Origin of the sequence: Nocardia sp. XZ_19_385, assembly GCF_015355755.1 — a bacterium.
Lineage (GTDB): Bacteria > Actinomycetota > Actinomycetes > Mycobacteriales > Mycobacteriaceae > Nocardia.
This window is the reverse complement of record NZ_JACVEE010000002.1, coordinates 716,862-731,233: the sequence shown is the minus strand read 5'-3', so window position 1 is coordinate 731,233 and position 14,372 is coordinate 716,862. Positions and strand designations below refer to the sequence as shown.

Annotated in this window: 11 protein-coding genes; 3 read left to right on the top strand and 8 right to left on the bottom strand. The window is 66.7% G+C overall.

The window, feature by feature from the left end; translation table 11 throughout:
• Nucleotides 1-435 precede the first annotated feature (435 nt).
• From IBX22_RS16070 to IBX22_RS16035, 8 genes are all read right to left on the bottom strand, one after another.
• Entirely contained in the window at nt 436-1,605 is a 1,170-nt protein-coding gene (locus tag IBX22_RS16070; protein WP_194816373.1) for a globin domain-containing protein, read from the bottom strand.
• A gap of 532 nt (nt 1,606-2,137) precedes the next feature.
• Entirely contained in the window at nt 2,138-2,551 is a 414-nt protein-coding gene (locus tag IBX22_RS16065; protein ID WP_194816372.1) for a heat shock protein transcriptional repressor HspR, read from the bottom strand.
• On the bottom strand, nt 2,551-3,711 hold the full coding sequence (dnaJ, locus tag IBX22_RS16060; RefSeq protein ID WP_194816371.1) for a molecular chaperone DnaJ: 1,161 nt from the start codon (nt 3,709-3,711) through the stop codon (nt 2,551-2,553). Before dnaJ ends, IBX22_RS16065 begins: the two co-directional genes overlap by 1 nt.
• A gap of 21 nt (nt 3,712-3,732) precedes the next feature.
• On the bottom strand, nt 3,733-4,368 hold the full coding sequence (gene grpE / locus IBX22_RS16055; protein WP_194816370.1) for a nucleotide exchange factor GrpE: 636 nt from the start codon (nt 4,366-4,368) through the stop codon (nt 3,733-3,735).
• Nucleotides 4,365-6,212, bottom strand: a complete 1,848-nt coding sequence (gene dnaK / locus IBX22_RS16050; protein WP_194816369.1) for a molecular chaperone DnaK — start codon at nt 6,210-6,212, stop codon at nt 4,365-4,367. Before dnaK ends, grpE begins: the two co-directional genes overlap by 4 nt.
• A gap of 303 nt (nt 6,213-6,515) precedes the next feature.
• The gene (locus IBX22_RS16045) at nt 6,516-7,286 is read right to left on the bottom strand and encodes an FAD-binding oxidoreductase (RefSeq protein WP_228538833.1); all 771 of its coding nucleotides are present in this window, start codon (nt 7,284-7,286) and stop codon (nt 6,516-6,518) included.
• 13 nt (nt 7,287-7,299) lie between these two features.
• Nucleotides 7,300-8,457: a globin domain-containing protein gene (locus tag IBX22_RS16040; protein ID WP_194816368.1), complete on the bottom strand. Its 1,158-nt coding sequence runs from the start codon at nt 8,455-8,457 to the stop codon at nt 7,300-7,302.
• A gap of 183 nt (nt 8,458-8,640) precedes the next feature.
• On the bottom strand, nt 8,641-9,576 hold the full coding sequence (locus IBX22_RS16035) for an NADP-dependent oxidoreductase (RefSeq protein WP_194816367.1): 936 nt from the start codon (nt 9,574-9,576) through the stop codon (nt 8,641-8,643).
• Between the two features lie 245 nt (nt 9,577-9,821).
• On the opposite strand from IBX22_RS16035, the gene clpB reads away from it, so the two are divergent.
• The 3 genes from clpB (at nt 9,822) to IBX22_RS16020 (ending at nt 14,361) form a co-directional block, all read left to right on the top strand.
• Entirely contained in the window at nt 9,822-12,377 is a 2,556-nt protein-coding gene (clpB, locus tag IBX22_RS16030; protein WP_194816366.1) for an ATP-dependent chaperone ClpB, read from the top strand.
• 102 nt (nt 12,378-12,479) lie between these two features.
• Nucleotides 12,480-13,271 carry a DUF5666 domain-containing protein gene (locus IBX22_RS16025; RefSeq protein ID WP_194816365.1) on the top strand — a complete coding sequence of 264 codons (792 nt, stop codon included), beginning with the start codon at nt 12,480-12,482 and terminating at the stop codon, nt 13,269-13,271.
• Between the two features lie 109 nt (nt 13,272-13,380).
• Nucleotides 13,381-14,361, top strand: a complete 981-nt coding sequence (locus tag IBX22_RS16020; RefSeq protein ID WP_375540267.1) for a hypothetical protein — start codon at nt 13,381-13,383, stop codon at nt 14,359-14,361.
• The last annotated feature ends 11 nt before the right edge of the window (nt 14,362-14,372 follow it).

The following is a 14,372-nucleotide window of genomic DNA, read 5'->3' as shown; positions in this document are numbered from 1 at the left end:
TTCGAAACCGGATGCCCCGGCAATGCTGGTCTTGACAATCCGCTGCCGCGGAATTCAGGTCCGGAAAGACCCACCCGTTGTGTCGGTTGCTGGCAAACCGCCGTTACCGCGAAACGCCGATTCAATTGTCCCCGATGATTCGCCGCAGCGCCTCGCCAAAATGCGTAGGGGTGGGTGCGTATTCCGGATCGACCAGCTGTTCAGCCCGGACGCGGGTCAGAAGTGCCGGATAAACATTCCGACCGCCCGCCCTGTTTGCTCCGGGTTCATGTATTGGCCATGTTGGCGAAGATTGCCGACCAGACCGCATCGCCTGACTCGTCGACCCGGCGAAGGCCGGGATCCAGTCGCCAAGACTGCGGATAGTCGTCACCCGCTTGGATCCCGACCTTCGCGGGGACGGCGAGACACCGTCCGGGCAAAGGGAACTCAGGGTCAGAACAGGGGGTCGTGCCGGATGTTCTTGGTTTGGGTACCGGCCGCCATCAGGCGGAACTTGGTGGTCTGCACCATCGACGGTGAGCCGACGATCTGGACATCGCGGTCCGCCCACGGACCGAAGCTGGCGACCACCCGGCCGATCTGCCCGGTCATGCGCGGTTCGAGGCCGGGTAGGGGTGGCTCAAGCTCCCCGGAATCCAGGTGCCACCAGGGGTTTTCATCGTATTCGGCGACCGGGGTGACGGTGAGCCACTTGTTCGCGGTGGCGAGCTTGCTCAGCGTCTCCAGGTCGTAGAGATCGCAGGGATGGTGCCCGCCGACGAACAGGTGCACCTTCGGGTTGGTGCGGCGCTGGGCCATCTGCAAGAGCTGGGCGCGCAGCGGTGCGATGCCGGTACCGCAGCCGATCATCAACATCTTGCGTTTGGTGTTGCGCGGGATGCCGAGCCCGCCGAGGGGTGAGCCGAGCAGCCATTGGTCCCCGACGTTCGTCTGGTTGACCATGGCCGGGCTCACCCACCCGCCGAGCACGCCGCGGATGTGGAATTCGATCTCGCCGTTGGCATTCGCGGGGACCGACGGTGAGAGGTAGCGCCACATCCGCGGCCGCGCCGGGACCTGCACACTGATGTACTGCCCGGCGGCGTAGCGGATCGGCTGATCCAGCCGCAGCCGCACCACCGCCAGATTGCGCAGCACCATCCGCCGTTCCAGGACAGTGCCGGTCCATACCGCCGGGGTGGATTCCTTCGCGGCGGCGCCGATCATGGTGTCCGCGATCAGGGTCAGGCCCTCGTCCCAGGCCCGGTCCACCTCGTCGGTCCACATCTCGTTGCCGGCGAAGCGGCTCATCGCGGTCTTCAGCGAATGCGCCACCGCTTGGTAATGCTCGTTCTGCACGCCGTATTTGCGGTGGTCGCGGCCGAGCTGGGCCAGGAAGGGCAGGAGTTTGTTCGGTTCTTCGAGCCGATCCAGGGCGTAGGAGATAGCCCGGACCAGGCGGTCGCGCTGGGAATCCATTGCGGCGGGAAAGAAATCGCGAGTCTGGGGATACTCGGTGAACAAGATCGAATAAAAGGACCGGGCGAGTTTCTCGGGCCCGGCTTCCTCCGCAGCAACCGCCTTGAACGTGGTTCTGATCAAAGCGACAGTCCGCGAATCCATATGCGTCACAACCCCATTCCGTGCTCGAACACAGCCCGTGCCAGCGAGTGAAAGTAGTGCGGGTCACTCGTCAGCAGCCGATGATTGGAGTGTAGGGGAGGTTTGCCAGCTACGGAATCGTTCGTTTAAACATCACGCGTGTAATTCCACTAAAACGAGGGTACGCAATGTCAAAAGCCTTGGAAACCAACTGGTATTCAGTGTTTAGCGGCGAAATCGGCCAGTATTTCATCGAATTCGCAAGGCCCGTTTTGCATGATTCGCCCGAATCGGCCCACGGGAGCGATCATGTGGCAACAGCGCGTATATCGCCAGTTACCTTGTCCGGCAACCGATCCGCATCCGGCGACCTGGGCGGGCGAGGAATCCGTCGGATGATCCGGCAACCCTGGCTCGCCAGCTAACTTTCGTGGTCGCCAGCAAACCTGGCGTCCGGTCCGCTACCGTTCGCGGCAACAAAAACGGACCCCGGGATCCAGCCCGCCTTTCGGCGAACCGGGCCCCGAGGCCCCGCAATGTTGCTGGCCAGCTGCTAGCGCTGGTGTCGCGGCTTCCAGACCACCAGTGCCGTACTGCGTTGCGGCGGCGTGAAATCGGGCCGATAGCCCGCCCGCAGCCGCTCCAGCTCGGCGGCCAGCTCGCCCACCCGCTGCTGCAGTTCCTCGACCTGGTTGGTCAATTCGATGATCCGCTTGATTCCGGCCAGGTTGACGCCCTCGTCCTGGGACAGCCGCTGCACCTCGCGCAGCAGCTCGACATCCCGGGACGAGTAGCGCCGACCGCCGCCCGAAGTGCGTTGCGGCGTCACCAGACCCAGGCGGTCATACGTGCGCAGCGTCTGCGCGTGCATGCCCGCCAACTGGGCCGCCACCGAGATCACGAAGAACTCGGTACGCGACGTCGCCCCGGAACCCGAGCCCGGCGCTTTCTTCGGATCGTGGGACATTACGAACCTGCCCATCCTGCACGTGGATCGAAACCGCTGGTCTTCTCCGCCTCCTGATAGCGCTCGAGCGCCTCTTTGGCTTCGTCGTCCAGCTTCTGTGGCACCGCGACCTTGACGGTGACCAGCAGGTCACCGGCGCCGCCGGCGCGCTTGGGGACACCACGGCCCCGTACCCGCAGGATGCGCCCATCGGCGGTACCCGGCGGTACCTTCACGCCGACTCGACCCTCCAGCGTAGGCACGGAAACCGTTGTGCCCAGCACCAATTCACTGTAACTGACCGGCAGGACCAGGGTCAGGTCGTCGCCGTTGCGGCCGAAGACCTTGTCCTGGCTGACATGCACCGTCACGAACAGATCGCCCGAGGGCGCGCCGCGCAGGCCAGCCTCGCCCTGCCCGGCCAACCGGATCCGCTGCCCGTCACTGACGCCCGGCGGAATCCGGACGGTGATGGTGCGGGTGCGGTTCTGGATGCCGCTGCCGTGGCAGTCGACGCACGGGTCGTCGATGATCGAACCGGAACCCCGGCAGTCGTCACACGGCTCGCTGAAACCGAACGCGCCCTGGTTGCGGCTGATGACGCCGGTTCCGTTGCAGTTCGGGCAGACCCGGGGACTGGTCCCCGGTTTCGCGCCGCTGCCGTGACACGTGGTGCACGGCGACGGACTGGTCATGCGCAGCGGAACGGTGACGCCCTGGGCGGCCTCGCGGAAACCGAGGGTCGTCTCGGTCTCTACATCGGACCCACGCCGCGGGCGGCTGGTGGTGCGCTGGCTGCCCCGGTTGAACAGGCCACCGAACAGGTCACCGAGGCCACCGTCGGCGGTCGCACCGGCGCCGCCGAAGATGTCACCGATATTGAAGTCCTGCGAAAAGCCGCCTGTCGCACCGGGATTGAACCCGCCACGACCGTAGCCGCCACCCGCGAACAGCCTGCGGGTGTCGTCGTACTCCTTGCGCTTGGCCGGATCCGACAGCACGGCGTGCGCCTCGCTGACGGTCTTGAACTTCTCTTCGGCCTTGGTGTCCCCGGGGTTGGCGTCCGGGTGCAGGTCACGAGCCAGCTTGCGATAGGCCTTCTTGATCTCGTCCTGCGTGGCGTTGGAGGAGACGCCCAGCTCCTTGTAGAAGTCCTTTTCGATCCACTCCCGTTGGCTCACTGTGCATCTCCTCCTTTCGCACTAGTCGTTGTTCGCTTCGGCATCAGCATCCGATGCCTCTGTCTCTGCTACCGGCTCTGCGGCCTGGTCCACCGGATCGGTTACCCCGACGAGCGCGTGCCGAAGCACCCGGTCGCCGAAGCGGTAGCCCTTGCGCATGACGAGCCCGATCACCGGATCGTGGCCGGAACCCTCGTGCTGCACGGCCTCGTGCAAGGTCGGGTCGAAGGGCTCGCCCTCCGCGCCGAACTCCTCTAGGCCCTGCTTGTGCAGTGCGCCGGCGAGCTTGTCGGCGACCGCCTTGAGCGGGCCTTCCAAGTCGCCGTGCGCGCGGGCCCGGTCCAGATCGTCGAGCACGCCGAGCAGTTCGGTGACCACCGATGCCTTCGCGCCGTCGATCGCGGTCTTGCGGTCACGGTCGACGCGGCGCCGGTAGTTGGCGTACTCCGCGGTCAGCCGCTGCAGGTCGGCGGTGCGCTCGGCGAGTTCCACGCTGATGGGGTCGGCGAGTTCCTCGGAGGCTTCGGGCGCTTCGGCGCCGTTACCGGCCACGGCTTCCTCAGCCGCGACCGGTTCCCGCACCTCACCCGTTTCGGGGTCGATCTTCCGCTTGTCCACGAAGGTGACCGGCTCCTGCTCCGAGTTATCCGGTGTCACTTCTTCTCCGTGTCGATCGGGTCGTCCACGACCTCGGCGTCGACGACCTGGTCGTCATCGGCCTGGGACGAGGAACCGTTGCCCGAGGCGGCGGCGTCGGCGGCCTGCGATTCGTAGATCGCCTGGCCCAGCGCCTGCGACTCGGTCGCCAGCTTCTCCACCGCGGACTTCACAGCGGCGATGTCGGTGCCCTTCAGCGCCTCGTTCGCCTCGGCGATGGCCGCCTCGACCTTGGTCTTGACCTCGGCCGGGACCTTGTCCTCGTTGTCCTTGATGAACTTCTCGGTCTGGTGCACCAGACCCTCGGCCTGGTTGCGGGTCTCGGCCTCCTCGCGGCGGGCCTTGTCCTCGGCGGCGTGCGCCTCGGCGTCCTTGACCATCCGGTCGATCTCTTCCTTGGACAAGCCGGAGCCGTCCTGGATCTTGATCTTGTTTTCCTTGCCGGTGCCCTTGTCCTTCGCGGTCACGTGCACGATGCCGTTGGCGTCGATGTCGAAGGTGACCTCGATCTGCGGCACGCCACGCGGGGCGGGCGGCAGGCCGGTCAGCTCGAAGGAGCCGAGCAGCTTGTTGTGCGAGGCGATCTCACGCTCACCCTGGAACACCTGGATCTGCACCGACGGCTGATTGTCATCAGCGGTGGTGAAGGTCTCCGAGCGCTTGGTCGGGATGGTGGTGTTGCGCTCGATGAGCTTGGTCATCACGCCGCCCTTGGTCTCGATACCCAGCGACAGCGGGGTGACATCGAGCAGCAGGACGTCCTTGACCTCACCCTTGAGCACACCGGCCTGCAGCGCGGCGCCGACGGCGACGACCTCGTCCGGGTTCACGCCCTTGTTCGGCTCCCGGCCACCGGTCAGTTCCTTGACCAGCTCGGAGACGGCGGGCATACGGGTGGAGCCACCGACCAGGACCACGTGGTCGATATCGGCGACATTGATGCCGGCGTCCTTGATGACCTGCTGGAACGGCGCACGGGTGCGGTCGAGCAGATCGGAGGTGATCTTCTGGAACTCGGCCCGGGTCAGCTGCTCGTCGAGGAACAGCGGGTTCTTGTCCGCGTCCACGGTGATGTAGGGCAGGTTGATCGACGTGCTCTGCGAGGAGCTGAGCTCGATCTTCGCCTTCTCGGCAGCCTCACGCAGGCGCTGCAGCGCCATCTTGTCCTTGGTCAGGTCGATGCCGGCCGAGGCCTTGAACTTGTCGACCAGCCAGGTGACGACGCGCTCGTCCCAGTCGTCACCACCGAGGTGGTTGTCGCCGGAGGTGGCGCGAACCTCGACGACGCCCTCGCCGATTTCCAGCAGCGAGACGTCGAAGGTGCCGCCACCGAGGTCGAAGACCAGGATGGTCTGTTCCTTGTCGCCCTTGTCCAGGCCGTAGGCCAGCGCGGCCGCGGTCGGCTCGTTGACGATGCGGAGCACGTTCAGGCCCGCGATCTGGCCGGCTTCCTTGGTGGCCTGGCGCTGCGCGTCCTCGAAGTAGGCGGGGACGGTGATGACCGCGTCGGTGATCTCCTCACCGAGGTAGGCCTCGGCGTCGCGCTTCAGCTTCATCAGCGTGCGCGCGGAGATTTCCTGCGGCGTGTACTTCTTGCCGTCGATCTCGGTGGTCCAGTCGGTGCCGATGTGGCGCTTGACCGAGCGGATGGTGCGGTCGACGTTGGTGACCGCCTGGTTCTTGGCGGGCTGGCCGACCAGAACCTCACCGTTCTTCGCGAATGCGACGACGGACGGGGTGGTGCGCGATCCTTCAGAGTTCGCGACGACAACCGGTTCGCCGCCTTCGAGAACGGCGACGACCGAGTTCGTGGTCCCGAGGTCGATTCCGACCGCACGAGCCATGGTGGTTCCTCCTAGTTGACGTATTACTTGTGGGTGCCGGGCGCACATGTTGCGGCTCCAAGCACCTATTCGCGGAGCACGGTCCCAGCAACGCTGAGCGTGGTCCGCTCAATCCTGCCCTCGGCTGCGCCGGGAGTCAACTTAAACTTGAGTCGGACGCGCTCAACATCTAGTTCTGCTCAACCGGCTACCTGCGCGATCTATTCCGCAGACCCCGTCGGTCGCCATCAGCCATTCTCGTCAGCCGACCCACTCCCGGCCACGATGTAGCCGCTTCGTAATAAATGAGACCGAATGGTCCGGTTACTGCAGCCCCTCGAACTGGATGCGCTCCGGAGGGGTGCCGGTCTCCAGCAGGCGGCTGACGGTCGCGTGCACCATCGCGGGTGAACCGCAGACCAGCACCTGGTGCGAGTCGAAGGCGCCGTGCGTGCCGATGACCTCGGCCAGCGTGCCCTGCAACAGCTCCTCCGGCGCGAAGCCGATATCGACGCGGGAATGCTCGTACCAGTCGTCGGCCCAGCCCGGATCCTCCAGGCTGTCCACCACGGGAACGACTGTCAGCCAAGGCAATTCCTCGGCGAGCAGGGTCAGCATGTCCCCCGCGTACAGGTCGCGCGGGCTGTGACCGCCGAAGAACAGATAAGTCCGCGGCGGTTCCGGATGCCGGGCCAGCTCCAGGATCTGCGAGCGCATCGGCGCCAAACCGGTGCCACCCGCGATCATGACGATCTCGTCACCGGCCGGATCCACCTGAAACATGCCCGCGGGCGCGGCGATCCGCCATTCGTCACCGGGCTGGGTCTCGGTGACCAGGATGCTGCTGAGCCAGCCGCCCGGCACGGTGCGCACATGGAATTCCAGCTTGCCGTCCAGCGACGGCGGCAGCGCGGGCGACAACCGCCGCCGTACCTCCGGCTGCTGCGGCACCCGGACCTCCACCGACTGCCCCGCGGTAAACGGCACGAACTCGCCGATCAGGCGGATCACCGCCAGGTCATGACGCAACCGGTGATGCCCCACAACGGTCGCCCGCCACTCCGGGGGCGCGATGAGGCTGGGATCGATCTCCAAGGGGTGTCTCGCTTTACACGGGGTCTGAACTGATGATGTGTTCCGGGGTGCCGACCGAGATCAGGGCGCGACGGGTGTCGGCGATCATGCGCGCCGACCCGGCGATCTGGATCTGCCGGTCCTCCCACGCGCCGAAGCTCGCGATCACCGCACCGAGGTTGCCGGTCAGCCGGCGGTGCATGCCGTAGGGCTCCTCGGCGGGCGGATGGGGGAACCACCACGGGTTGGTCTTCTGCTCGCAGACCGGGACGATGGTGAGCCACGGGTTGCTCTGCGAGAGCTGCCACATGTTCTCCACGTCGTACAGGTCGCAGGGGTAGCGGCCGCCGATGAAGAAGTGCACGCGCGGATTCACCCCGCGCTGGCCCATCTCGATCAGCTGCGCGCGCAGCGGGGCGATGCCGGTGCCCGCGCCGATCAGCAGCACGTCGCGACCGCTCTCCCGGTCCACGTGCAGGCCGCCGAGCGGGGCCGCGATCTGCCAGCGGTCCCCGACCTTCGTCTCGTTGACGATGGCCGGGCTGACCCACCCGCCGCGGATCTTGCGGACGTGGAATTCGATCTCCCCGTACGGATTCGCCGGAATCGCGGGGGAGAGGTAGCGCCACATCTTCGGCCGCTGCGGCACCGTGACCGGCACGTACTGGCCGGCTTGATAGGGGATCGGGGTGTCGGACTGCAGCCGCACGATCGCCAGATCCTCCAGCACCCGCCGGTGCCCGACCACCGTCGCTTCCCAAAACGGTTGCGACTTATCGGAATTGGTACCGATGGCCATAGACGCCGAGATCAGGATGGTGACATCGCGCCAGCCTTCGTGCAGCTCGCGATTCCAGCCGGCGCCGTTGTAGGACCGGAACGCCTGCAGCAACGCGTGTCCCGCCGCGTCGTAGTGCGATGCCTCGACGCCGTATTTGCGGTGGTCGCGGGCGAGCTGCTCGAGAAACGTCTGTGCCCGCTCCCAGTCTTCGAGATGATCGAGCACGAACTGGATCGCGGTGCACACCCGCTTGGCCTGCATATCCATCGCGGGTGGGAACAGCTCTCGGAGCTGGGGGTTCTCGGCGAACAAAAAGCCGTAGAACGTGCTGATCAACCGCTCGGGTCCGTTCGGTGCGTCGGTCACCGATCGGAAGTTGGCGCGGACCAGCGCTGCTGAACGCGCATCCACGACGTGGAGCTTCCTTTCCCTCGTCTTGCCCAGGGACATACCCGTCGGCCGTGTTTCCACCAGTATCCAGGAAAAACCGGAGGTCGTCAGGGTATGGCCGCGTAGGACCGGGCCCAACCGTAATCTGTCGGCAAACCGGGCTGTCAGCGGGCCTGGAAGGGAAGTGAACGCTTGGGTCGATGGTCAGATGCTCAGGACTGTTTTTCCGCGTGCGCCGGGCTTGGCGATGACCGTGGCGGCCTGGGCCAGCGGCGCCGTGGACTCGATCGGGATCACTACGTCACCGTCGCTCACCCGCCGGAGTAGTCGCGCCAATTCCGGCGCCGCGCCGTTGGATTCGAAGTTGCCGCCCTTGATGCCGCGGTCCAGCAGCGCGGGCTGGTCCGCCGCCCCGATGGTGCTGAAGACGGTGCCGCCGTCGCGCACGAGGGCGGTCAGCTCGGCTAGCTCCCCGGGCGGGCTGACCAGATCGAACAGCACGTCGATGCCGTCGGGATACCGCTCCGTCATCTGCTCGGCCACCGAACCCTCGGTGTAGTCGATGGTCTCCGCTGCCCCGAGCCGGTTCATCTGATCGGCCGCCGCACCGCGCGCGGTCGCGATGACCTGCGCGCCCGCGAGATTGGACAGCTGCACCAGGAAGACGCCCACGCCCCCGGTAGCGCCCACGATCAGCACGGTCTCGTCCGGCTCGATCTTGGCGGCGTCCACCAGATCCTGGGCGGTGACGCCCGCGGTCGGGATGGCCGCGGCGGCCATGGTGGCGATGCCGTCGGGAATCCGGACCAGGGTGGCGTCCTCGGATAGGACCGAGTATTCGGCGAAGGAACCGTGTCCGGCTCGGTCGGCCAGGAACTTGCCGACCACTCGATCGCCGACCGCGAAGCGGGTCACCTCGGCGCCGGTCTCGACCACGGTGCCCGCCCCGTCTACGCCGAGGATCAGGGGAAAGTCCTGCGGTAGCTTTCCGTCGAGGATGCCCTCGGCGATTTTTCTGTCGAAGGGGTTGACGCCGGCGGCCTCGAGTTGCACGCGGACTGCTCGCGCACCCGGCTCGGGGACCGGCATATCGGTCAATTCAGGGGTTGCTCCGAACTCATTGATTACGACTGCGCGCATCGTTCCGCTCCTCGATTCGAGCTGAATATGACCCATCAACCAATAATCAGAACCGTCCTATGAATCCCTACACCACCGGCGCCGGGATTCATCGCATTCGACCCGGGTGCGGCGTAGCGTGGACGATTGGTGCTGGTCAGCAGCCCCTCCGGCAGGTAGCTGAAAATTTGCAAACTTGAGCGGAACAGACTCAACCTTTCCGGCGTTGGATGTGTGGAACCAACTCGACCAGTAGGAAGGTGACCGTGGACTCGTTCAATCCCACCACCAAGACCCAGGCGGCTCTGACCGCCGCTCTGCAAGCGGCCTCCGCCGCGGGCAACCCGGAGATTCGTCCGGCGCACTTGCTGGTGGCGTTGCTGGATCAAACCGACGGCATCGCCGCGCCCTTGCTCAAGGCCGTCGGAGTGGATCCGGCCGCGGTCCGGCGCGAGGCCCAGGACATCGTGGATCGGCTGCCGCGCGCGAGCGGCGCCACCACCACCCCGCAGCTCGGGCGCGAATGCCTGGCCGCCATCACCGCCGCCCAGCATTTGTCCAAGGAGATGGGCGACGAGTACGTCTCCACCGAGCACGTCATGGTCGGCCTGGCCAGCGGTGACTCCGATGTGACCATGCTGTTGAAAAAGTACGGAGCCACCGCCGATGCGCTGCGCGAGGCCTTCACCACCGTGCGCGGCAGCGCGAAGGTCACCACTCCCGATCCGGAAGGCAGCTACCAGGCGCTGGAGAAGTACTCCACCGATCTGACGGCACTGGCCCGTGAGGGCAAACTCGACCCGGTCATCGGGCGGGACTCCGAAATCCGCCGTGTCATCCAGGTTTTGAGCCGACGTACCAAGAACAACCCGGTGCTGATCGGTGAGCCCGGCGTCGGCAAGACCGCCATCGTCGAGGGCCTGGCCCAGCGCATCGTGGCCGGTGACGTCCCGGAGTCGTTGCGCGGCAAGAACGTCGTCTCGCTCGACCTGGGCGCCATGGTGGCCGGCGCCAAGTACCGCGGTGAATTCGAGGAGCGGCTCAAGGCCGTGCTCGAGGACATCAAGAACAGTGCGGGCCAGGTCATCACGTTCATCGACGAGCTACACACCATTGTCGGCGCGGGTGCCACCGGCGAATCCGCGATGGACGCGGGCAACATGATCAAGCCGATGCTGGCGCGTGGCGAGCTGCGCCTGGTCGGCGCCACCACGCTGGAGGAATACCGCAAGCACATCGAGAAGGACGCCGCCCTGGAGCGCCGCTTCCAGCAGGTGCTGGTCGGGGAGCCCTCGGTGGAGGACACCGTCGGCATCCTGCGCGGCATCAAGGAGCGCTACGAGGTGCACCACGGCGTGCGCATCACCGACTCCGCGCTGGTCGCCGCGGCCACCCTGTCGGATCGCTACATCACCGCGCGTTTCCTGCCGGACAAGGCGATCGACCTGGTCGACGAGGCCGCCTCCCGGCTGCGCATGGAAATCGATTCGCGCCCGGTCGAAATCGACGAGATCGAGCGCTCGGTGCGCCGCTTGGAGATCGAGGAGATGGCGCTGAGCAAGGAGACCGACGAGGCCTCCAAGATCCGGTTGGAGAAACTGCGCTCCGAACTCGCCGACGGCAAGGAAAAACTGAACCAGCTGATGACCCGCTGGCAGAACGAGAAGGGCGCGCTGGACCAGGTCCGGATCCTCAAGGAAGAGCTGGAGTCGCTGCGCGGCGAATCCGAGCGCGCCGAGCGCGACGGCGATCTGGGCAAGGCCGCCGAACTGCGCTACGGCCGGATCCCGGAGCTGGAGAAGAAGCTCGCCGCGGCCGAAAAGGCGTCCGCCGCGGCCGGCGACGGCGAGATCATGCTGAAGGAGGAAGTCGGGCCGGACGATATCGCCGACGTGGTGTCGGCCTGGACCGGCGTCCCGACCGGTCGACTGCTCGAGGGCGAGACCCAGAAGCTGCTGCGGATGGAGGACGAGCTCGGCCGCCGCGTGGTCGGCCAGGCCGTAGCCGTGCAGGCCGTGTCGGACGCGGTGCGTCGCGCCCGGGCCGGTGTCGCCGACCCGAATCGCCCCACCGGCTCGTTCCTGTTCGTCGGACCGACCGGTGTCGGTAAGACCGAGCTGGCAAAGGCGTTGGCGGACTTCCTGTTCGACGACGAACGCGCCATGGTCCGGATCGACATGAGCGAGTACAGCGAGAAGCACGCGGTGGCCCGCCTGGTCGGCGCCCCGCCCGGATACGTCGGCTACGACCAGGGCGGCCAGCTCACCGAAGCCGTTCGGCGCCGGCCGTACTCGGTCATCCTGTTCGACGAGATCGAGAAGGCGCACCCGGACGTCTTCGACATCCTGCTGCAGGTGCTCGACGAGGGCCGCCTCACCGACGGCCAGGGCCGCACCGTCGATTTCCGCAACACCATCCTGATCCTGACCTCGAACCTCGGGGCGGGCGGCGATCCGGAGTTCGTGATGAACGCGGTGCGCTCGGCGTTCAAGCCGGAGTTCATCAACCGCCTCGACGACGTGGTGATGTTCCATCATCTGGACGAGGACCAGTTGCGCTCCATCGTCGACATCCAGCTGCAGCAGCTGCAGAAGCGGCTCTCGCAGCGCCGGTTGACGCTCGCGGTGAGCGAGGCGGCCCAGCTCTGGCTGGCCATGCGCGGCTACGACCCGGTCTACGGCGCGCGGCCGCTGCGCCGGCTGATCCAGCAGGCGATCGGCGACACCCTCGCCAAAGAACTGCTGGCCGGTGAGGTGCTGGACGGCGACACGGTCAAGGTCGATCTGGACCAGAACCGCGACACCTTGGTCGTCGGCAAGTGACGGCGGCCTGACGCCGTCATCCCGGCGAACGCCGGGATCCAGCAGCGACAGCGCGGTCCGACCTCACGGCCGGACCGTCCTCGCGCGCCTACCCTGGAGGTCATGACGAACCCGAAGGATCCTTGGGGGCAACGTCCGGAGGACGCACCGACCGAGCACCTCGGTCCGCCGGCGGCGCCACCCGAGTACGGCCAGGGACCGTCGGTCTACCCGTCGACCGAGCAGTACGGCGCGTGGACGCCGCCACCGCCGAACGCGACCCAGGAACTCCCGCGGGCCGAAAGCCAGTGGGGCGCCTACGAAAGCGGCGGCTACGGCAACCAATACCCGCATCCGACCGTGCAGGCGCAGCGCCCGGTCCCGCCCGGTGCGGTGCCGCCCGGCGCAATGCCGCCGAATGCGCCGCCGCCCGGTCCGCCGCAGCCGCCGAAACGCAACACCGGGCTCTGGATCGCCTTGGCGCTGGGTGTGATCGCGCTGATCGCGGTGGCCGGCGTGGTGGCGGGTGCGCTGCTGGGCGGGCGCGATTCCGGGTCGGGGACCAACGCGGCGAACACCACGGTCCCGCAGGTCTACACGGTGCCCACGCTGCCCCCGCAGTCCGGACAGAGCACGACCACCGGGATCCCCGGCGTGCCCGGGTTCGACAACCTCGGCGCGACCATGGGCACCATCAACGCGAACGCCGGCGGCACGCTCACCCTGGATTCCGCCTCGGGCGGCAGCGTCACCGTGCACACCAATGACATGACACAGGTGATTTCGCTGTCCGGCGCGAAGGTGTCGGACCTGCCCGTCGGTGACATAGTGATGGTGCAGGGTGACAAGAATCCGGACGGGTCCATCTTGGCCAAGTTCATCATCAGCACCGCGCTGCCCGGCGGCCCTCGGTGATACCGCCAGTGACTGCTCGCAGGTCGCTGGAAAGGGTCCTCGGCTCGGCGCGCCCGCAATGACGAACTCTGCCGGGCTGCGCCCATTAAGGTAGACGGCGATGACGGCATTGTGGTTCGGGTTGGCGGCGATCGCACTGATAGGTGCGATCGTGCTGCTGTATTTCGATCGGGTCCAGCGGCAGCGGACCGGTCACGCACGCCAGGTCTGGGCGAAAGCCCAGGGCTACACGTATGTGTCGGTAGAACCGGCGCTGCCTTCCACCTGGCGGCGCGGTGCGCTGGCCAAGCTCGGCTACCTGTCCGCCGTGGACGTGGTATCCGGAATTCGCAAGGGCGAGAAGTTCGTTCTGTTCGATCTGGAGGACGCGGCGACCTTGGTCGCGGTGCGCCGGCAGATCGGTTCCGATATCGATGTGGACATGCGCCTGAAGTCGGCGTCGCCGCCGAAGGATGCCGATCTGGAGCTGCTCGGCGCGATCGGTGATCGAGTGGTGTTCGCCACCAACCCCGAAATCGCCAGGCACGCCGTGGATCAGCGGATGGTCGCCTTCATCGAGACGCTGCCCGACACGGTGCAAATGCTGTGGTCCGAAGGCAATTGGACGCTGGGCATGCTGTCCATCGGCACCTCCGCCAAGGATTGGGAGACCGCGATCGACGCGGTGCTGCGGCTGTCCGGTCTGCTGCATGTGCTGCCGCCGGTCGCCGATCCGCGCACCAACCCCACCGGCCACGATCCGGGCCGCCCGCGGCCGCGCAAGAGCGAGGACGAGGATCCGGAGTTCGAGGCCCCGGCCGGTGCGACGCGCGTCCGTCCGCCGAGTGCGCCGGAACGCGAGGACGATCGGGATTTCGACGACCAGGATTTCGAAGAGCGGGCCTACGCCGACGACTTCGACGACGAACCGGAGCCCCGCACCCAGGAGCCTCCGCGCCGGCCCTCGCTGGCCGTGGTCCCCGATGCTCGTTCCCGGGCGCGCGAAGAGCGCGCCGACGAAGACGATGAACCCCGGCGCGACGAGGCGCCTCAGCCCGGCGGACCGTTTCACCCTGGCTTCCGTCCGTACCAGGGTCCGGTTCCGAAATAATTCCCTGATTG

What these genes read in the sequence shown, in the direction of transcription:
- IBX22_RS16070 (WP_194816373.1), bottom strand. Translation starts at nt 1,605, where the DNA reads ATGGATTCGCGGACTGTCGCTTTGATCAGAACCACGTTCAAGGCGGTT.
- IBX22_RS16065 (WP_194816372.1), bottom strand. Translation starts at nt 2,551, where the DNA reads ATGTCCCACGATCCGAAGAAAGCGCCGGGCTCGGGTTCCGGGGCGACG.
- dnaK (WP_194816369.1), bottom strand. Translation starts at nt 6,212, where the DNA reads ATGGCTCGTGCGGTCGGAATCGACCTCGGGACCACGAACTCGGTCGTC.
- IBX22_RS16035 (WP_194816367.1), bottom strand. Translation starts at nt 9,576, where the DNA reads ATGCGCGCAGTCGTAATCAATGAGTTCGGAGCAACCCCTGAATTGACC.
- IBX22_RS16025 (WP_194816365.1), top strand. Translation starts at nt 12,480, where the DNA reads ATGACGAACCCGAAGGATCCTTGGGGGCAACGTCCGGAGGACGCACCG.